This window comes from Empedobacter sedimenti, assembly GCF_030005555.1.
Classification (GTDB): domain Bacteria; phylum Bacteroidota; class Bacteroidia; order Flavobacteriales; family Weeksellaceae; genus Empedobacter; species Empedobacter sedimenti.
Genome location: NZ_JASCQG010000011.1, coordinates 40,980 through 60,787 on the forward strand (window position 1 = coordinate 40,980; position 19,808 = coordinate 60,787).

A 19,808-nucleotide genomic window follows, 5' to 3' on the forward strand; every position below is an offset into this window, starting at 1 on the left:
ACACTAACTTTTGATAAAGTTGAGATTAATCAATAAATTTGCTTCTAGATTATTAAACGAATGCAAGAATTAAATAAACGTATCGATGTAATTGTCGATAGTACAATTTCAACAGAAGACAAGTTGCAAAAGATTTGTCAATTGTTAAGTGATGAAGTTGATTATTACAATTGGGTTGGATTTTATTTCAAGAATGGAGATAAAAACGAGCTAAAACTTGGACCTTATGTTGGTGCAGCTACCGATCATACAATAATTCCTTATGGTAAAGGTATTTGTGGACAAGTGGCAGAGTCTAATGAAACGTTTGTTGTGCCAGATGTTTATGCGCAAGATAATTATTTGGCTTGTTCAATCGAAACGAAAGCAGAAATTGTTGTTCCTATTTTCAAAAATGGAGAAAATATTGGGCAAATTGATATCGATTCTCACAAAATTAATCCGTTTACAGAGGACGATACAAAGTTGTTAGATTATGTTTGTCAGCGAGTTTCAGAAATTATTTAAGCAATGATTGATTTAATTTTAAAATATTTTCCTGATTTAACGGAAAAACAAATCGAGCAATTTTCTAAAGTTGGCGATTTATACAAAGAGTCGAACGATCAAATCAATGTTGTTTCTCGAAAAGATATAGATGAAATTTATACCAATCATATTTTACATTCGTTAGCGATTGCAAAAGTGATGGAGTTTGCAGATGGTTCTTCTGTTCTGGATGTAGGAACTGGAGGAGGTTTACCAGGAATTCCGTTGGCAATTTTGTTTCCGAATGTACAATTTCATTTGGTGGATTCTATCGGTAAAAAAATCAAGGTTGTAAAAGGTGTGTCTGATGGTTTAGGTTTGACGAATGTAAAAGCCGAACAAAAGCGCGCCGAAGAGTTAACAGATAAATATGATTTTGTGGTTTCTCGTGCAGTAACAGCAATGCCAAGATTTGCGGAATGGATTCGTGGTAAATTTAAAAAAGAAGCCATCAATCCTTTTCCTAATGGATTGTTGTATTTAAAAGGAGGTGATTTAACAGAAGAATTAGCAGGTTTTCCGAATGCTGTTTTATTTGATATTCAAAACTTTTTTGAGGAAGATTTCTTCGAGACAAAAAAAGTCGTTTATTTAGAAAAGAAAGATATTTAATCTGAAAGAAATAAATCTTAAAAACCGAAATCAATTTGATTTCGGTTTTTTATTTTAATAATTATTGAATTAATCCAAAAAATGGACCTTAAAACGTCATTTTATCCAATACTTTAAGTTCTTTTTAAGAGGTTTTCTCGTCAAAATTCACTATATTTGTTTGTTTAAAAAAGTTAGAGACATATTATGAGTAATAACACATATACGGCGGATAATATCCAAGCGTTAGAAGGAATGGAGCACGTACGTCTTCGTCCATCGATGTACATTGGAGACGTCGGAGTTAGAGGATTACACCACTTAGTTTACGAGGTTGTTGATAACTCTATTGATGAAGCTTTAGCAGGATACTGTGATACAATCAAAGTAACAATTTTAGAAGGAAACTCGATTCGTGTAGAAGATAACGGACGTGGTATTCCTGTCGACTTACATAAAAAAGAAGGGAAATCTGCATTAGAAGTTGTAATGACTAAAATTGGTGCAGGAGGTAAGTTTGATAAAGATACGTACAAAGTTTCTGGAGGTTTGCACGGTGTTGGAGTTTCGTGTGTTAATGCACTATCTAATCATTTATCGGCAGAAGTTTTCAAAAACGGTAAACAATATATTCAAGAGTACTCAAAAGGGAAGCCTTTGTATGATGTAAAAGAAGTTGGAACAACAGATAAAAATGGAACAACAGTAACTTTTACGCCAGATGATACAATTTTCCAAGAAGTACAAACATATAACTATTCTACTTTAGCAAATCGTTTGCGTGAGTTAGCTTTCTTGAACAAAGGAATCAATATTGTATTGGTTGACGAACGCGAGAAAGATGCAGATGGAAATCCTGTAACAGAAACTTTTCATTCTGAAGAAGGGTTAAAAGAATTTGTTGAGTTTATCGACGGTAGCCGCGAAGCTATCATGGACAAAGTAATCTTCATGGAAGGTGAACGTGATGGTATTCCAGTTGAAGTTGCAATGCGATACAATACGTCGTATAACGAAAATGTACATTCGTATGTAAATAATATTAATACACACGAAGGAGGAACACATTTGTCTGGTTTCCGCCGTGCATTAACGCGTACATTGAAAAAATATGCTGAAGAAAACTTTAATCTTGCAAAAGAAAAAGTTGAAATTGTTGGAGATGACTTCCGCGAAGGATTAACAGCAGTTATTTCGGTAAAAGTAATGGAACCTCAATTTGAAGGTCAAACGAAAACTAAATTAGGAAACTCTGAGGTTTCTCCTGCAGTTGATAAAATTGTGGCAGAAATGCTAACGAATTTCTTAGAAGAAAATCCTACAGAAGCAAAACAAATTGTTGATAAAGTAATTTTAGCAGCAAAAGCTCGTCAGGCAGCGAAGAAAGCTCGTGAAATGGTACAACGCAAAAATCCAATGGGAGGAAGCGGATTGCCAGGGAAATTAGCAGATTGTTCTTCTCGTAAACCAGAAGAATCTGAGTTGTTCTTAGTCGAGGGAGATTCTGCCGGAGGAACGGCAAAGCAAGGTCGTGATCGTCATTTTCAAGCAATTTTACCATTACGTGGTAAAATTTTGAATGTAGAGAAAGCGATGGCTCACAAAGTTTTAGATAACGAAGAGATTAAAAATATTTATACAGCTTTAGGTGTAACTATCGGAACTGAAGAGGATTCAAAAGCATTGAATTTATCAAAGTTACGTTACCATAAAGTTGTAATTATGACCGATGCTGATGTCGATGGTTCTCATATCGCGACATTAATTTTGACTTTCTTTTTTAGATATATGAAAGAGTTGGTAGAGCAAGGACATATTTACATTGCAACACCACCTTTATATTTGATTAAAAAAGGAGCTAAAGGTGAATACGCTTGGAATGAAAAGGATCGTGAGCGTTTAACTGCAGAATTTTCTACAGACGGTTCTGGTAAAGGTGTTACAATACAACGATATAAAGGTCTTGGGGAAATGAATGCGGAACAATTATGGGATACAACTCTTAATCCTGAATTCCGTACATTGCGTCAAGTAACGATAGATAGCGCTACAGAAGCTGATCGTGTTTTCTCTATGTTAATGGGAGATGATGTACCACCTCGTCGTGATTTTATCGAGAAAAATGCACATTATGCAAAAATTGATGCTTAATCGGTTTTGAACAATATAAATAAAAAATCCAGCTGAAAAGCTGGATTTTTTTGTGATTATTTAATGAATCTTAAGAAAAAGATTACTCCGAAATAATCAAAGTTGTTGGGACATTCGAAATCCAAATACTTTTAGTGTCAATTAAGTTTCTCCAACTTTCCATACTAATCATCATCAAATCCATTTCTTCTAAAAACTCTTTATCCAATTGTTGTTTGTAAGAAAGACTAATATGATTTGGTGCAATATTTTCGATACTACGAATAATTTCTTTCACCTCAGAATGACGTTTCGTATAACCGCTAACATCTACAATAATAATTTGAGATTCGCTGTTAGAGATTAATCGCTGCGCATATTTTAATAAATCGGCATCTTTGTTTCCGAAAAGAGGAAGAAAAACTTTCTCTGCTTTTCTGAAATCTTTGTCCAAAACAACGCCAACAGGAACAGTTGATTTATTTAATAACTGTTTTGTTCTTTCGTTGAAAACGGAATGATCAAACATGTTTTCTTTTCCTGTAACTTGACCAATTAAAATATCAGGATCGATAATTTTAGTTGTAAATCCTAGGATATTTCCAAGCAAAGAACCCGAATAGATAGAATTTCTTACTCCCATCAACATCAAATCGTAATCACCTTTTTGAGCAACATCAATAGTGTCGTAAACCATATCTGTAGACACTTTGAACATTGTTGTCACATCTTGATGTAATTCTTCTGAAACTTCAATAATTGGTTCGAAAATTTCTGTTTCTCTATCTTCAAGATTGAAATGCTGCACTTCACTACTTTTCATAACATGAATAGCAGAAACAAGCGAATTATCATCTTGTTTTTTGATAAAACTATTGGCAACACGCAACAATTCGGCTCCTTTTTCTGGAGTTTGAAAGTCGATTAATATTTTGTATTTTCGACTATTGCTGATTTCAACTAACTCATCTTCCGTTTTTTGTTTTCTAAATATCCAATTAATGATGTCAAGTGCAGGACCAGTCATAAATGTTGTGACAAGTGCCATAATTACCATCATCGCAAAAATTTCTGGAGTTAAAACACCTAAATCATAACCAATATTTAATACGACTAATTCCATCAAACCACGTGTATTCATGAGGGCTCCAATGGTTAAACTATCTTTCCAATTTTGACCAACAAATTTGGCAGCGATTGCACTTCCTAAGAATTTTCCTGTTACGGCAACTAAAATGATTAAACCTGTTGTTTGCCATAAATGCGAGCTGTCTAATAATCCGATTTGAGTTCGTAAACCTGTGAAAACGAAGAATAGAGGTAATAAAAGAACTAATGCTACATCTTCAATTTTTTCAATGAATAAGTTTCTGAATTTGATGTTTTCTGGCATAATTGTTCCAGCTAAAAAAGCTCCAAATAATGCATGAATACCGATAATTTCACTTAAATAAGAAGAAATAATCAAGACCAAGAAAAATATTCCGATAATTGGTTTTGTAAGCGTTGTTTTGCTCGAATGTACATCTGCAATTCGTTTAAGAAAAGGACGAACAAATCGTACCATTGCAATTACATAAATAACAGCAAGTAAGATAACATAAAGTGAACTTACAAAAGATCCTGCTTTCACAATAGCGATTACAGCTGCTAATAAACACCAAGCAGTAATATCATCGGCTGCGGCACATGTAATAACAATAGAACCTAAGCGAGTTTTACTAATTCCGCGTTCTTGTACAATACGAGCCAAAACCGGAAAAGCAGTAATACTCATCGAAATACCAATAAATAAAGCAAATGATAAGAAATTGATTCCTTCTGGCGCAAATTCCATGTAGATTAATCCAGCTAAAGCCAAACCAAGTGTAAATGGAATAATAATACTTGCGTGACTGATAACAATTGCGTCTTGCGCATTCTTTTTCAGAACTTTTAAATCCAATTCCATTCCGATAACATACATAAATAGAATTAAACCAATTTGACTGATAAATTCTAAATTACCTAGCGATTCTTTTGGGAAAAGATCACCAAAAAATTCTGGAAAATGCATTCCAATAAAAGATGGTCCAAGAAAAATACCCGCAATGATTTCTCCGATTACTGTTGGTTGTCCAATTTTATTAAAAATCCAACCAAAAACTCTGGCTGTAAATATAATTGTTACGATTTGTGCTAACAAAATAGCAAGTGGATGTCCAATGTTGTGAGTGATACTATTAAGAAAGTCTTTGAAATAATTACTTTCGCTTGCAGCGTGTACCACATGTTTACCAGCTTCCATCTCTTCTGCTCTCATTACAATGAAATACATCATTAAAGAACAAAGTAGAATGGTTACGATGTAAAAAATTGAATTACGTGTCGATTTTTTCATGGCGTATATTTTTAGCAAAAATCTGAAATTAATTTACGAAAAAAAGCCTTGAAATATCAAATCTGGCAAAAATGTAATGAAATGGTAATATTTTGTAGTTAAATGGAAATTCTGTTCAAGAAATTAGTCTTATAAACCTCGCTCAAAATCAAATTAATCTCTTTATTATCCTTAGATAGCGTATCCAATGTAATACTTTCTGAGTTAAAATACTTGATATGTTGTATGTTGATAATTTCGCGTTTATTGATGCGAACAAAGTTTTTTTCGGGTAAAATTTCAGTCAAATTATCTAACGTAATGTTTTTTAAAGTTAATTCGGATAAATCATTGTAAATAACAATTTTATCTCTGCTTTCTAAAGTTGAAGTAGAGATATAAAGGATTTGATTAAAATGAAGTAATATTTTTCCTTTATCAGAGTTTAGTTGTACAAAAGAATTTTGTTGATTATCAGTTTGTTGAATACGTTTTTTAATTTTGTCTATCGCTTGTTGTAAACGTTCTTTTTTAATCGGTTTTTGGATATAATCTGTCGCGTCCAAATCAAAAGCATCTGTCGCATATTCTTTGTAAGCTGTAGAAAAAATAAAAGGTTTGTCTTTTAATAAATTTGCAACCTGCAAACCATTAATTTTAGGCATTTCTATGTCTAGAATACAAAAGTCGAAATCAAGATTTTCTATTTCATTGATAAATAACTTAGGATCAACAAAAGCCTTTACAACTACGATATCATCCATTTGTTCGCAAAGCATTTTTAGGTATTTTAAACCTAAAATTTCATCATCAATTAGAATGCATTTTAGTGTAGAACTCATGTAAATTGATTTTTAAATTAGCGACAAAAATATCTTGTTCAATTGTTTTAGAAAGTGTAAAACTATTTTCGTAAATCATTCGTAAACGATGTTCCAAAGATTCGCTTCCATGACCACCAGTTTCTTTTTTCAGGCTGTTTTTAGGCGAAATTTTGTTCATTACTTGAATTTGAAAACTCTTTTGATTCAGCTCAATTGCAATTTTTATAAATGAGTTTTGTTGTTGAAAATCTGTGTGTTTAAAAGCATTTTCAATAAAATCAATACTGATTAATGGGGCAATTATTTTTTCTTGATAGAAAGGTGATTGTTCATCAATTTTCGTTTTGATTTGAAAGTCAAACAAAGGAGAAACTTTTACCTTATTAATTTCAATAAAGTTTTTTGTGAAATCAATTTCATCCTTTACAGTGACAAAGTTTGCTTTGCTTTCATATAAAATATAGTCCAACACGTTGGCTAATTTATCAATTGTATAATAAGTTTGATATGCGTTTGACTGAATAGAATTAAGTATGTTTTTGAACAAATGTGGATTTAGTTTAGCATCATAACTTTCTAGTTTTAATTCATCAACTTTAGTTGATAAATTATCTAAACGTTGTGTTTGCTCTTGGTTTATATTTTTTTCAGATTTTAAAGTATTGATTAAATAAGTAATCATAATGATTAGAAAAATAATCAATGCAATAATGAGATAAAGTAATATGGTAGGAAGTTGAATCATGCTAAAAATACTAACTCAAAGATAAAATAATTTACGAACAAAAAAATCCAGAAAGTAGAACCTTCTGGATTTTTAGAATTATTGTGAAAGATATTATTAAGCGTAATATTTTGCTTTTAATTCTTTTACTTTTGGATCATCTAAGAATTCATCATACGTCATATAACGATCGATGATTCCGTTTGGCGTTAACTCGATAATACGGTTACACGTTGTCTGAATCAATTCGTGGTCATGAGAACCCATTAAAATTGTTCCTTTGAAATTAACCAAAGAGTTATTTAATGCCGTAATCGATTCTAAGTCTAGGTGACCTGTTGGCTCGTCTAACAATAATACGTTTGCGCGTAATAACATCATACGAGAGAACATACAACGCATTTTTTCACCTCCTGATAAAACAGAAGATTTTTTAAGTGCTTCATCTCCTGAGAATAACATTTTTCCTAAGAAACCACGCATAAATTCTTCGTGACGCTCTTCATCAGAATCTGTATATTGACGTAACCAATCAACCAAGTTGATATCTTCTTTAAAGAAATCTGTGTTATCTAAAGGTAAATACGCTTGTGTTGTTGTAATTCCCCATGCAAAATCTCCAGAATCTGGTTGAGCATTTCCTGAAAGAATTTCAAAGAATTGAGAAACTGCTTTAGAGTTACGTGAGAAAATACCAATTTTATCACCTTTTTTCAAGTTGATGTTCGCATCTTTAAATAAAACTTCTCCATCTACAGAAGCAGATAAATTGTTTACTTCTAAGATTTGATCACCAGCTTCGCGTGATTGTTCCCAGATAAGTGCTGGATATCGACGAGAAGAAGGCTTGATATCTTCAATATTTAATTTCTCGATCATTTTTTTACGAGAAGTCGTTTGTTTTGCTTTGGCAACGTTAGAAGAGAAACGAGCAATGAAATCTTGTAATTCCTTTTTCTTTTCCTCTGCTTTTTTGTTTTGTTGAGCACGTTGTTTTGCAGCTAACTGAGAAGATTCGTACCAGAATGTGTAGTTACCAGAATATAGGTTTAATTTAGAGAAATCTAAATCACAAATATGCGTACAAACCGCGTCTAAGAAGTGACGGTCGTGCGATACAACGATTACAGTGTTCTCGAAATTACCTAAGAAATCCTCTAACCATTGAATTGTATTAACGTCCAATTCGTTGGTAGGCTCATCTAAGATTAACACGTCTGGATTTCCAAATAAAGCTTGCGCAATCAAAATACGAACTTTCGCTTTATTATCTAAATCTCCCATTAATGTATAATGCATATCCGACTCAATTCCTACATTTGATAATAATGTAGCTGCATCAGATTCTGCATTCCATCCGTTCATTTCTTCATAAACGACACCTAATTCTCCTGCTTTGATACCATCTTCTTCAGAAAAATCTTCTTTAGCATATAAAGCATCCATACGTTCTTTTATATCGTATAATACTTTATTTCCACGTAAAACAGTGTCTAATACTGTGTATTCGTCATATTTGAAGTGATTCTGTTCTAAGACAGACATACGTTTTCCTTTTTCTAAACTAACTTGTCCAGAAGTTGGATCGATTTCACCTGATAATATTTTTAAGAAAGTAGATTTTCCTGCTCCATTGGCACCAATTATCCCGTAACAGTTGCCATTTGTAAATTTTATATTAACTTCGTCGAAAAGTACACGCTTGCCGAATTGAAGCGATAAATTAGAAACATTTAACATAATTTTTGGTATGATGTTTGTTTGACCTTCCGGCAAAGTTACAAATTTTAATTGGAATAAAATAAAGTGCAAAAAGAAGTTACGATTAAGAATAAACGTGCTAGGTTTGAATATGAATTAATGGATTCGTACGATGCCGGCATCCAATTATTTGGAACTGAAATAAAATCCATTCGTATGGGAAAAGCTTCAATAACTGAAAGCTTTTGCCAAATGAAAAATGGAGAACTCTATATTGTTAATATGTTTATTGACGAATATGATTGGGGAACTTACTTTAATCATAAAACAAGACGAGACCGAAAACTTTTGTTACAAAAATCTGAGCTTAGAAAGTTAGAACGAAAAACAAAAGAAACTGGATTAACAATTGTTGCTACAACGCTTTATATAAACAACAAAGGGTTGGCAAAATTGAGAATATATTTGGCAAAAGGGAAAAAACTTTTTGACAAAAGAAACACAATAAAAGGAAAAGATTTGAAAAGAGATTTGGATAGAATGATAAAGAATTCTTAAATTTGTCTTATTATTGTATAAAATTTATTAAAATTTAATATATTTAAAACGCTAAATATTTGATAATGAAAAAGTTTAATCTATTATTGTCTGCAGTAGTGTTATTCCTAGCGGGTAACTCTTTTGTAGATGCTCAAAATTCTAAGAATCCTTGGGCAATTACAGTTGGTGCTCACGCGGTTGACCACAACTCGATCGTTGGTCCATTCAACCAGTATTTCAAAACAGATAATTGGGATATCGTTCCTCCTTTATCTAAATTATCTATTATCCGTAACTTAAACAGATCTTTTGATGTTGATTTAACTGCTTCTGTAGGAGAAGTTGATAACGTAAGATTACGTGTTAAAGATGAATTATTCATCAACGCTGGTTTAGGTTTACGTTATAAATTAGCTAATGGATACATCTTACCAGAAGATTCTTGGTTTGATCCTTATGTACGTGTTGGTGCAGGTTACCACAGATATGATTACACAGGATTACAATTCCCATTAACTGCTTATAGAGGTAGTGAGAAATATGGAGAGCGTCCATACCAATTAACAGAAGTTGAAACTTTAGAGAAAAACCACTTTGTAGCTTCTTTAGGAGGAGGTATTAACTTTTGGTTAACTAAAAACTTCGGTTTAAACGTTGCTTCTGATTATAACTGGTTACCAGCGCACGGAGGAAACAACTATTTTGACTTCTTCCAACATACAGTAGGAGTTACTTTCCGTTTCGGAAAACAAGATAGAGATAATGATGGTATTGCTGATGACGAAGATGCATGTCCAGATACTCCAGGTATCGTTACAGGAGATCCTGCTACAAACGGTTGTCCTGATACAGATGGAGACGGAATCTTTGATAAAGATGACGCTTGTCCAGAAGTTGCAGGTTTAGCTGAATTCCAAGGTTGTCCTGATACAGATGGTGATGGTGTTGCTGATAAAGATGATGCTTGTCCAGAGGTTGCAGGTCCAGTTGAAAACAACGGATGTCCTTGGCCTGATACAGATAATGACGGAATCTTAGATAAAGATGATGCTTGTCCAGAGGTTGCAGGTTTACCAGAATTCCAAGGTTGTCCTGATACAGACGGAGATGGTATTCCAGATAAAGATGATGCTTGTCCAACTGAAAAAGGACCAAAAGAAAACAATGGTTGTCCATGGTCTGAGGTTCACGTAGCAAAACGTTTATCTAACATTTTATTCGAGTACAACTCAGATAAAATCGTTCCTTCTTCTTACGAAGATGTAAAAGTTGCAGCTCAGATCTTAAACTCTGATGATTTAAAAGCGAAAAGCTTCTACATCGACGGTCACGCTGATCAAAGAGGTAAAGACGCTTACAACAAAGCATTATCTTTAAAACGTGCTAAAGCATTAGTTAAAGTTTTAGGAGAAAGAGGTGGAGTTGATACAAACCGTTTAACTGCTCGTGGATTAGGAGAGACTCAATTATTATGTACTGAGGAAACAGAAGAATGTTACCAAAGAAACAGACGTGTTGAAGTTTTACCTAAAACTGCAACAGTTGTTGAAACTAAAGTTGTAAAACCAGCTACAAAAAAGAAAAAATAATTCTTTAAATAGCTTACAATAGAAATAGCCACCTCAATGAGGTGGCTATTTTATTTTTAATATTTTTTTATGATTATTATTTTTTTCTAAAGACTAAAAGAATAATACAACTTGCCGTAAACATAGAAAGTAAATATCCTATCCAAGAAAGTAAAGGCATGTCCAAAATCATTGGGCGAACATTTGTATTAGCTAGCATACTAGCACCAATTCCAAAAGCTAAAGTTAGAATAGCTAGCACGAGTTTGTTAATACTATCTTTTATTAACTTCTGAATATTATCTATTTCATCAATTTTGAAGTTTAAAGCTAATTTATCATTATTCACTTTTTCGATTAATTTCAACGTGTCTTCTGGTAAATCGTTGATTAAATCTTGAATATCTTTAAAATTATCAATCGCTTTTTTACTCAAATATTTTGGATGAAATTTTTGTCGAGCCAATTTTACTGCATAAGGACGCATTGAACGTTGTACATTAAGATCAGCGTGTAATTGTTGTCCAATCCCTTCTATAAGCGCAATTCCGCGTAGTAAAATATAAACATATTCGGGTAATAAAACATGATTTCGCTGTAGAATATGATTGAATTTTTTGATGATGATTTGAACTTCTATCGTGTCAACAGTATTGTATTCTAAATAATCAAAAATATCTGCAATATCTCGTTCTAATTGTTTTTCGTTTTCGATGTAATGCTTAATCGCCATTTTTTTAAGTGAACGAACAATACGTTTCGGATTTTTTAATCCAAAATCTATCACAACATTCTCTAAAGCTTCTTTTTCGTTGATGGCTAAAATTCCCATCGAACCAAAATCTATAAAAGCGATTCGACCATCTTTTAAGATAAAAATATTTCCGGGATGTGGGTCTGCATGAAAAAATCCGTCATCAAGTAATTGTTTCAAATAAATATCAAAACCTTTTTGTACGATTTTTTTCGGATCAAGTCCCAAAGCTTCTAATTGCTCAACATCATTTACCTTGAAACCTTCGATGAATTCCATACAAAGAAAATTATTGTTGGAATAATCTTCGTAAGTTTTTGGTACATAAACATCTTTACTATTCTCGAAATTTTTTCTAAAACGTTCGATATTCTGAAATTCATTGGTTAACGAAAGTTCTTTCAAAATTGAATTTTCAAATGATTTTTCGATTTCAGAAATGAATAATTTTTGAAGTTTCTCATATTTTTTTTCCAAAAAATGAACAATGTCTCGAATCAAAGCTAAATCGGACTCTATTATTTTCTGAATATTAGATCGTTTTACTTTGAAAACAACTTTTTCTCCATTCAGTAAAGTTGCGCGATATACTTGCGAAATACTTGCGGCAGCAAAAGGTTGTTCTTCTATAAAAAGAAAATGCTCGTTAGGCTCAATTCCAAATTCGTCTCTAATTTTTTGTTTGATATCGATTTCTTCTGGAGGAACGTTGTCTTGTAATTTTTTTAATTCAAGAATCAATGCTTCAGGAACCAAATCTTTTCGATTACTTAATAATTGTCCAAATTTTATATAGGTGGGACCAAGTTCTTCCAAAGCCATTCGGAAACGCTGATTGAAAGATTGGTTAAAAAATTCGGTATTATGATCAGAATGAAACAAATCATTTCCGCGAGAAAGAATTTCTTCGAAACCATATTTAGAAACGACTTTTACGATTTTAGAAAATCGTTTTATTTTCTTTAGACTATCCATAAAGTTGAGATTCGATTACAAGTTACAAATAAAGATGACTGAAGTTTGTTTATAAAATCTTAAATTTCTTTGAGTTGAAGCTAAAATTATTCCAAATATTAAAATATAATTGTTTAACTTTGCACTCGCTAAAATGGTTTAGGAATCAAGCGATTAATTATTAAGTTAAACATCTCTCGGTCATTTATTTGCATTTGAAGATTCCGAAATAAAATAGATTGAGATACAAATTTTTAGAATTATGTCTAAAGAAACAAAACAAGAGGAGGTACAAGAAGTTGTATTAAACACTCCAGTATTAGATGCGTCTGCTAATGCAAACGTAGCGCCAGAATCATTTGATTGGGAATCTTTCGAATCAGGATTAAACGAAGAAGATCGTAAAGAAAAAGCTGAATTAGAGCAAATGTACGATACAACTTTAGAAGACTTACATGAGAATGAAGTATTCAAAGGACAAGTTGTACGTATTACAGATAAAGAAGCTATCGTTGACATCAACTTCAAATCAGAAGGTGTTATTTCATTAAACGAATTCCGTTACAACTCAGACTTGAAAGTTGGGGATATCGTTGAAGTAATGGTTGATCAACGTGAAGATAAAAATGGTCAATTAATTTTATCTCACAAAAAAGCTCGTACATTAAATGCATGGGATGCTGTTAACAAAGCACACGATTCTCAAGAAATCGTTAACGGTTACATCAAAGCTCGTACTAAAGGTGGTATGATCGTTGACGTATTTGGAATTGAAGCTTTCTTACCAGGTTCTCAAATCGATGTTAAACCAATCCGTGATTACGAACAATTCGTAGGAAAAACTATGGAGTTCAAAGTTGTTAAAATCAACCCAGAATTCAAAAACGTAGTAGTTTCTCACAAAGCGTTAATCGAGGCAGATATCGAAGTTCAGAAAAAAGAAATCGTTGCTCAATTAGAGAAAGGACAAGTATTAGAAGGTGAAGTTAAAAACATCACATCTTATGGTGTATTCGTAGACTTAGGAGGTGTTGACGGTTTAATCCACATTACTGACTTATCTTGGTCTCGTATCAACCACCCATCTGAAATCTTAGAAGATGGACAAAAAATCAACGTTGTAATCTTAGATTTCGATGAAGATAAATCTCGTATCCAATTAGGTATTAAACAATTAGAAGCTCATCCATGGGATGCTTTAGATGCTGATATCAAAGTTGGTGATAAAGTTAAAGGAAAAGTAGTTGTTTTAGCTGACTACGGTGCATTCGTTGAGGTTGCTCCAGGTGTAGAAGGTTTAATCCACGTTTCTGAAATGTCATGGTCTACTCACTTACGTTCTGCTCAAGATTTCGTGAAAGTAGGTGATGAGGTTGAAGCAGTAGTTTTAACTTTAGATAGAGAAGAAAGAAAAATGTCTTTAGGTATCAAACAATTAACTCCAGATCCTTGGACAGATATTACAACTAAATACCCAGTAGGTTCTACTCACAAAGGTAAAGTTCGTAACTTCACTAACTTCGGTGTATTCGTAGAATTAGAAGAAGGTGTTGACGGATTAATCTACATCTCTGACTTATCTTGGACTAAGAAAATCAAACACCCATCAGAATTCTGTGCAGTTGATGATATCTTAGACGTAGTAGTTTTAGAATTAGACGTAGAAGCTCGTCGTTTGTCATTAGGTCACAAACAATTAACTGAAAATCCTTGGGATAAATACGAAGATAAATACGCTGTAGGAACTGTTCATACAGGTGTAGCTGTTGACGTATTTGATAAAGGTGCTACAGTACAATTCGAAGATGCTGACGTTGAAGCTTTCGCTCCAGCTCGTACATTAGAGAAAGAAGACGGATCTCGTATCAAAAAAGGTGAAGAAACATCTTTCAAAGTAATCGAATTCAACAAAGAATTCCGTCGTGTAGTAGTTTCTCATACAGCAACTTTCCGTGAGGAAGAAGTTAAAGCTGAGAAATCATCTAATAATAACAACAACAATTCATCTAACACAATCGAAACTTCTACTTTAGGAGATATCGATTCATTAGCAGAATTGAAAAAGAAAATGGAAGAAGGAGGAAACTAATTCTCTGACCAAAGTTTTTTAAATAACATAAGCTGTCCATTTTATGGACAGCTTTTTTTATTATCTGAGTTTATTATCTCGGTTTAAATACTGAATATAATTTATGGTTTAAAATCATATCAAGAATAACGTACATTTTTTGATATATTTAGTGAATATTATTCAAAATAGTCTTAATTTTGCAGTCGAAATGGAAAAGTTAGAATTTAATTTAGATGCTACTGATTTGAAAATCATGCGATTAATGCAAGAAAATGCACGCATTAATAATGCAGATATCGCAAGAGAATTAGGTATGGCACCCTCTGGAATTTTAGAACGTGTAAAAAAGCTTGAAAATAAGCAAGTTATTTTGGCTTATCACGCAAAAATTAATCCTGTGGCAGTGGGACAGAAATTGCTTTCGTATATGTTTATTAAAACAGTTGATATTATTGGTGATGAAACTGTGGGTAAGCAATTGGCTGAAATTCCTGAAGTATTAGAAGTACACGATATTGCTGGAGATGATGGTTATTTGATCAAAGTAAGAACTTCGGACAACGAAGGATTAGTTGAATTAATGCGTAAACATTTGAGCAAAATAGGTGGAATTACTTCTACACGTACAACAATTGTTTTACAAACAATAAAAGAAGAACAAAATATCGTTATACCAACGAATTAAAATAGAGATTGAATGAAAGGGAATCAACCAAGTAAGTGGCTAATTATAGCAGCCTATTTTGTGGTTTATGTCGTTTGGGGATCAACTTATTTTTTTATAGATAAGGCTTTACATGGGTTTAGTCCATTTATTTTAGGGTCGTTCCGTTTTATAGGAGCGAGTACTTTGCTGATGGGATACTGTAAATTGAAAGGTTATAAGTTGTGGGATAAACAAATAGTAAAGCAATGTATGTTTACAGGTTTTATGTTGTTGTTTATTGATATGGCTGGTATTATTTGGTCCGAACAATTTTTACCAAGTGGAATTGTTGCTATTATGGCAGCGTCTGCAGCAATTTGGTTTATTGTATTAGACAAACCGAAATGGAAGCAAAACTTTTCAAGTATTCCGACAATTTTAGGAGTTTTGATGGGATTTCTAGGTGTATTGATGTTGTTCTATGAACAAACTACTACAGTGCACGCAGATGCTGATCAACAGCTTTTAAATATGATTGGTTTAATTGTTCTAATCTTTTGTTCTATTGCCTGGACGTTAGGTTCTCTTTATTCAAAATATGTAACAGATAAACAGAAAAAAGATATTACTAAACCAAAAGAAGATTTGAATATTATGGTTAAAACTGCTTGGCAAATGATTACTGCCGGAGTTTTATTCAATACTGTTGCTATTTTTAATGGGGAATATGCAAACTTCAATATAGATAATGTAGCAACGGAAGATTGGTTATCTATGGCTTATTTAACGACTTTCGGATCTATTCTTGCTTTCGGATCATATGTTTGGTTATTACAACATCGACCAGCGGTAGAGGTTTCTACCTATGCATATGTAAACCCGATTGTAGCAGTTGCGTTAAGTTACTTTTTTACTGACGATGTTGTAACTCATTTACAAATTTATGGGTTGATTGTTATTTTATTTAGTGTTGTATTGATGAATTGGAATCTTTACAAAAACACAAAACTTGTTCAGAAATTTTTGCATTTTGTTTCTCGTAAACATTATGCGCATTAAATATTATGTGATTATTAATAAGAAAGCTTCTCGGTTACCGAGAAGCTTTTTTTGTGTTTAAAGTTTTTATCAATATCAAAAAAAAGCAGCTCTTTTAAGAACTGCTTTTGTATATCGGATAAATTATCTTTTACAATTTAGTGCATTTTACAATTTCTAAACCATATTGCGTTGTATGTGGTTCTTCTAAAGTACGTGTAATTAAATTCATTTTTTGAATACCTAAATCTTTGATGATTTGTGAACCAATTCCGTGATCTTTTTCATCAGCTGGTAAAACACCTGATTTAGACTTTCCTTCAGAAAAACTTTTGAAAATCTCTAATTTTTGTTCAACCAACTCAGAGTTTTGAATGTTATTAATAAAAATTACAACACCTTTTTCTTCTTCGTTGATGATATTCATTGTTTTTTCTAACAATGGCGTTTCTCCATTCTGTAAAGCGCTAAATAAATCGTAATAACTATTTGTAGACTTTACACGAACCGGAACTACATCATCTTTTGTCCATTTTCCTTTTTTCAAGGCAAAGTGAACTTGATTATTTGTTGTTTGTTGATAAGCAATTAATTCGTATTCTCCGAATCTTGTTTTTGCTGGAAATTGCTCAATACGTTTTACCAACGATTCATTCTCTAATCTGTATGCAATTAAATCTTCAATCGAAATAATTTTTAGATCAAATTTCTTTGCAATCTCTAATAATTCTGGCAAACGAGCCATTTCTCCATCTTCTTTCAAGATTTCGACAATACATCCAGCAGGATAATGTCCTGCCATACGCGCTAAATCAACAGCTGCTTCTGTATGTCCCATACGAACTAAAACACCACCATCTTTCGCAATTAAAGGGAAAATATGTCCTGGCTTTCCTAAATCGTCTGGATTAGTATTTTCATCAATTAAAGCCTGAATAGTTTTAGAACGATCCGAAGCCGAAATTCCTGTTGTACATCCGTGTCCTTGTAAATCGACAGAAACCGTAAAATTAGTTTCGTAAATCGCTGTATTGTGTCCAACCATAAGGTCTAAACCTAATGCTTTACATCTTTGTTGTGTAAGAGGTGTACAAACCAATCCGCGTCCATGTGTAACCATAAAATTGATTACTTCTGGTGTTGCAAATTCGGCAATACATAGGAAATCTCCTTCATTTTCACGATCTTCATCGTCAACAACAATGATAACTTTTCCTTGTTTTAAGTCGATTAAAGCTTCCTCTATTGTGTTTAATTGAGATGATCTTTTTTCCATTTTAACTATTATTGATAACGGGAATGCTCCTCGTTTTTGTTTGTTTTTTTATACTTGCTAAAGAATTTAACGATTGGATCTACATACATACTAACGTCAAATAATTCTGAATCCTGATTGGCTTTGTAACAGAAAAGTAAAGAGAATGGTAGAGCTATTAAATTAGCAATCCAAGCAGCTAATGTTGGATCTAAATTTCCGTTTTTTGCCATATTTTCTGCTGAGAAATTGATGATGAAATAGATCACGAAAATAATGATCGAAATAATCACCGGCATCCCTATTCCTCCTTTTTTTACAATTGCTCCAAGTGGTGCGCCAATTAAAAAGAAAATGATACATGTAACTGCGTACGAAAAATTACGATGATAATGTATGTTTACTTTTGAATATAATTTTTCTCTACCAGTAATTTCTTGTTCGGTAAAGATTTGATTTTCTTTATCGCGGTCAACCATTTGGATTGCCTGAGTTAGAATTCGATCTTTCTCTTGAGTTGAATATTTACTAAGATTAAACACAGATTTCGTCTTAACAGAATCAACTTCTTTTATTTTGTTCTTGTAATAATAACTTTGCGTAAATGTATTATTCTGTAATTCTTTATAATATTTTTTGTAATCAATATTCAAAGAATCGATTAATTTTTTTAACCCATTACCATCAAGGTATTTGTAGGAGTTTCCAGGGTCTTCATCTTTCCCAGAGTTTAAGATATCAGTGATATCAATATAGTAATTTAAAGTGTCAAACTTTGTGTATTGATTTTCTTGGCGTTGTCGGTCATCAAAGTTTTTATCTTTAATATTATCAGTATAAGCTACTCCATTGTAAAGTTCCATTTTAAGGAATCTATTATCCTTTTTATCTGGTGCTAAATGCCCTTTTTTTGCAACGATTGTCATGGTGTTTTCTCCATAAGCTGCATTTTGGTGAACAAAGACATTCTCTAATTTTTCTGAATTTTCTCCAGAAACCTTATTGATTTTCATTTGTATACCAGGAATAGATTCGATAAAAATTCCTTCCTTAATATTCATAGCAGGTTTTGTTTGCAGAATATTGTAAAGCATTGTTCGTGCTTTTTCTTGTGAGTAAGGCATTATTTTATCTCCAAAAAAATACAAACCGACTGACATCAGCATAATCAAACCAAATAAAGGGGCAAGAATTCGAGTTAACGAAATTCCTGAAGCTTTCATGGCGGCTAATTCATAGCGTTCGCCAAAACCACCCATTGCCATAATTGATCCTAATAAGATAGTCAATGGAAGTACAAGTTGCACAACGTTGATACCTAGATAGAAAAGTAATTCTACGATGGTATACCATTCCAATCCTTTACCAACAAACTTTTCCATTTGCTGCCATGCGAACTGAACGATAAAGATGAAAAATAGAACACTAAAAATGAAAATAAATGGACCCAAAAAGGTCTTAATTACATACCAGTCAAGCTTCTTTAACATTGATTATAATTGAGTAATGATATAGCCTTGCGACTTATATTTCTTTTGGTCAAAGTTAAAGTAACTTTTGTGAATAAGTAAATTTTGAACGTAATCTTTTACAACGATAGATGTTGTTTCTCCATTTTTACCAATTTCCTTGTAATCATAAATTTGATTATTAGAAGTATTAACACCTAAAGTACAAGATTTCATAGACGAAGTTCCTGTAGGTGTTAATTTGATATATTGAATTGTTTTTCCTCCAACTGTTTTTTTGTCTGTTAAAGCATAGCTAAAACCAGTACGATATGTATTTAATACTTTTGTCGGTGTTAAAAAGTCGTCTGTATTAGATGCGTCAGAAATAGTAACTTCTTTATCATCTTTGGCAACTGTATATAATTTTGTTCCGGTAAAAATTTGATTGATATCACCAACATTCAAATTGAATTTTTTACCGAGAGAATAAACTTCTCCTGTACGATTAACAGTTTTTCCGTTAACTGTTGAGTTAAAATCAAACTTGATGTAATATGAACTTGCTCCTGTGTATTTAGCATAAACCTTGTCTAAAATTTGTTTTGCTGATTGAGCATTTAAAGTTCCAACCCCTAATAATAAGAGTATGAAAGAATACATTAACTTTTTCATAC

General features: G+C 32.5%; 16 protein-coding genes. 8 read left to right on the forward strand and 8 right to left on the reverse strand.

Features of this window, described 5'->3' with window-relative positions; all coding sequences use genetic code 11:
- The first annotated feature begins 60 nt into the window (after positions 1-60).
- The 3 genes from QHG34_RS11145 (at position 61) to gyrB (ending at position 3,270) form a co-directional block, all read left to right on the forward strand.
- Entirely contained in the window at positions 61-507 is a 447-nt protein-coding gene (locus QHG34_RS11145) for a GAF domain-containing protein (RefSeq protein ID WP_282630276.1), read from the forward strand.
- Between the two features lie 3 nt (positions 508-510).
- On the forward strand, positions 511-1,140 hold the full coding sequence (gene rsmG, locus QHG34_RS11150) for a 16S rRNA (guanine(527)-N(7))-methyltransferase RsmG (protein WP_282630277.1): 630 nt from the start codon (positions 511-513) through the stop codon (positions 1,138-1,140).
- Positions 1,141-1,326: 186 nt separating this feature from the next.
- A complete protein-coding gene (gene gyrB, locus QHG34_RS11155; RefSeq protein WP_282630278.1) occupies positions 1,327-3,270 on the forward strand; it encodes a DNA topoisomerase (ATP-hydrolyzing) subunit B in 1,944 nt (647 codons plus the stop codon).
- Between the two features lie 82 nt (positions 3,271-3,352).
- Here gyrB and QHG34_RS11160 read toward each other — a convergent pair whose 3' ends face one another.
- The 4 genes from QHG34_RS11160 to QHG34_RS11175 all read right to left on the reverse strand — a co-directional run bounded on the left by QHG34_RS11160 (position 3,353) and on the right by QHG34_RS11175 (position 8,896).
- Positions 3,353-5,629, reverse strand: coding sequence for a cation:proton antiporter (locus tag QHG34_RS11160; protein WP_282630279.1), 2,277 nt, complete (start codon positions 5,627-5,629; stop codon positions 3,353-3,355).
- Between the two features lie 98 nt (positions 5,630-5,727).
- Entirely contained in the window at positions 5,728-6,450 is a 723-nt protein-coding gene (locus QHG34_RS11165; protein WP_282630280.1) for a LytR/AlgR family response regulator transcription factor, read from the reverse strand.
- On the reverse strand, positions 6,419-7,114 hold the full coding sequence (locus QHG34_RS11170) for a sensor histidine kinase (protein ID WP_282630281.1): 696 nt from the start codon (positions 7,112-7,114) through the stop codon (positions 6,419-6,421). The genes QHG34_RS11165 and QHG34_RS11170 overlap by 32 nt, the downstream gene beginning before the upstream one ends.
- Positions 7,115-7,273: 159 nt before the next feature.
- Entirely contained in the window at positions 7,274-8,896 is a 1,623-nt protein-coding gene (locus QHG34_RS11175; RefSeq protein WP_282630282.1) for an ABC-F family ATP-binding cassette domain-containing protein, read from the reverse strand.
- A 66-nt stretch (positions 8,897-8,962) separates the two neighbouring features.
- On the opposite strand from QHG34_RS11175, the gene smpB reads away from it, so the two are divergent.
- Together smpB and QHG34_RS11185 are read left to right on the forward strand one after the other, a co-directional pair.
- Positions 8,963-9,415: an SsrA-binding protein SmpB gene (smpB, locus tag QHG34_RS11180; RefSeq protein ID WP_282630283.1), complete on the forward strand. Its 453-nt coding sequence runs from the start codon at positions 8,963-8,965 to the stop codon at positions 9,413-9,415.
- Between the two features lie 65 nt (positions 9,416-9,480).
- Complete coding sequence (locus QHG34_RS11185; protein ID WP_282630284.1) at positions 9,481-10,986, forward strand: OmpA family protein; 1,506 nt, start codon at positions 9,481-9,483, stop codon at positions 10,984-10,986.
- Between the two features lie 76 nt (positions 10,987-11,062).
- Here the strand turns inward: QHG34_RS11185 and QHG34_RS11190 are convergent, their stop codons facing one another.
- Complete coding sequence (locus QHG34_RS11190) at positions 11,063-12,694, reverse strand: ABC1 kinase family protein (protein WP_282630285.1); 1,632 nt, start codon at positions 12,692-12,694, stop codon at positions 11,063-11,065.
- A gap of 241 nt (positions 12,695-12,935) precedes the next feature.
- Between QHG34_RS11190 and rpsA the strand changes: the two genes are divergently transcribed.
- The 3 genes from rpsA (at position 12,936) to QHG34_RS11205 (ending at position 16,449) form a co-directional block, all read left to right on the forward strand.
- Positions 12,936-14,762 (forward strand): 30S ribosomal protein S1, encoded by a 1,827-nt coding sequence (gene rpsA, locus QHG34_RS11195; RefSeq protein ID WP_282630286.1) that lies wholly within the window; start codon positions 12,936-12,938, stop codon positions 14,760-14,762.
- Between the two features lie 190 nt (positions 14,763-14,952).
- Entirely contained in the window at positions 14,953-15,429 is a 477-nt protein-coding gene (locus QHG34_RS11200) for an Lrp/AsnC family transcriptional regulator (protein ID WP_282630287.1), read from the forward strand.
- 12 nt (positions 15,430-15,441) lie between these two features.
- Complete coding sequence (locus tag QHG34_RS11205) at positions 15,442-16,449, forward strand: EamA family transporter (protein WP_282630288.1); 1,008 nt, start codon at positions 15,442-15,444, stop codon at positions 16,447-16,449.
- A 130-nt stretch (positions 16,450-16,579) separates the two neighbouring features.
- Here QHG34_RS11205 and ribB read toward each other — a convergent pair whose 3' ends face one another.
- From ribB to QHG34_RS11220, 3 genes are read right to left on the reverse strand one after another with little or no spacing between them, the layout of a single operon-like run.
- Positions 16,580-17,704 (reverse strand): 3,4-dihydroxy-2-butanone-4-phosphate synthase, encoded by a 1,125-nt coding sequence (gene ribB, locus QHG34_RS11210; RefSeq protein WP_282630289.1) that lies wholly within the window; start codon positions 17,702-17,704, stop codon positions 16,580-16,582.
- An 8-nt stretch (positions 17,705-17,712) separates the two neighbouring features.
- Positions 17,713-19,173: an LptF/LptG family permease gene (locus QHG34_RS11215; RefSeq protein ID WP_282630290.1), complete on the reverse strand. Its 1,461-nt coding sequence runs from the start codon at positions 19,171-19,173 to the stop codon at positions 17,713-17,715.
- 3 nt (positions 19,174-19,176) lie between these two features.
- Positions 19,177-19,806: a LolA family protein gene (locus QHG34_RS11220; RefSeq protein ID WP_282630291.1), complete on the reverse strand. Its 630-nt coding sequence runs from the start codon at positions 19,804-19,806 to the stop codon at positions 19,177-19,179.
- Positions 19,807-19,808 lie beyond the last annotated feature (2 nt).

What these genes read in the sequence shown, in the direction of transcription:
- QHG34_RS11145 (WP_282630276.1), top strand. Translation starts at nt 61, where the DNA reads ATGCAAGAATTAAATAAACGTATCGATGTAATTGTCGATAGTACAATT.
- rsmG (WP_282630277.1), top strand. Translation starts at nt 511, where the DNA reads ATGATTGATTTAATTTTAAAATATTTTCCTGATTTAACGGAAAAACAA.
- gyrB (WP_282630278.1), top strand. Translation starts at nt 1,327, where the DNA reads ATGAGTAATAACACATATACGGCGGATAATATCCAAGCGTTAGAAGGA.
- QHG34_RS11160 (WP_282630279.1), bottom strand. Translation starts at nt 5,629, where the DNA reads ATGAAAAAATCGACACGTAATTCAATTTTTTACATCGTAACCATTCTA.
- QHG34_RS11165 (WP_282630280.1), bottom strand. Translation starts at nt 6,450, where the DNA reads ATGAGTTCTACACTAAAATGCATTCTAATTGATGATGAAATTTTAGGT.
- QHG34_RS11170 (WP_282630281.1), bottom strand. Translation starts at nt 7,114, where the DNA reads ATGATTACTTATTTAATCAATACTTTAAAATCTGAAAAAAATATAAAC.
- QHG34_RS11175 (WP_282630282.1), bottom strand. Translation starts at nt 8,896, where the DNA reads ATGTTAAATGTTTCTAATTTATCGCTTCAATTCGGCAAGCGTGTACTT.
- QHG34_RS11185 (WP_282630284.1), top strand. Translation starts at nt 9,481, where the DNA reads ATGAAAAAGTTTAATCTATTATTGTCTGCAGTAGTGTTATTCCTAGCG.
- QHG34_RS11190 (WP_282630285.1), bottom strand. Translation starts at nt 12,694, where the DNA reads ATGGATAGTCTAAAGAAAATAAAACGATTTTCTAAAATCGTAAAAGTC.
- rpsA (WP_282630286.1), top strand. Translation starts at nt 12,936, where the DNA reads ATGTCTAAAGAAACAAAACAAGAGGAGGTACAAGAAGTTGTATTAAAC.
- QHG34_RS11200 (WP_282630287.1), top strand. Translation starts at nt 14,953, where the DNA reads ATGGAAAAGTTAGAATTTAATTTAGATGCTACTGATTTGAAAATCATG.
- QHG34_RS11205 (WP_282630288.1), top strand. Translation starts at nt 15,442, where the DNA reads ATGAAAGGGAATCAACCAAGTAAGTGGCTAATTATAGCAGCCTATTTT.
- ribB (WP_282630289.1), bottom strand. Translation starts at nt 17,704, where the DNA reads ATGGAAAAAAGATCATCTCAATTAAACACAATAGAGGAAGCTTTAATC.
- QHG34_RS11215 (WP_282630290.1), bottom strand. Translation starts at nt 19,173, where the DNA reads ATGTTAAAGAAGCTTGACTGGTATGTAATTAAGACCTTTTTGGGTCCA.
- QHG34_RS11220 (WP_282630291.1), bottom strand. Translation starts at nt 19,806, where the DNA reads ATGAAAAAGTTAATGTATTCTTTCATACTCTTATTATTAGGGGTTGGA.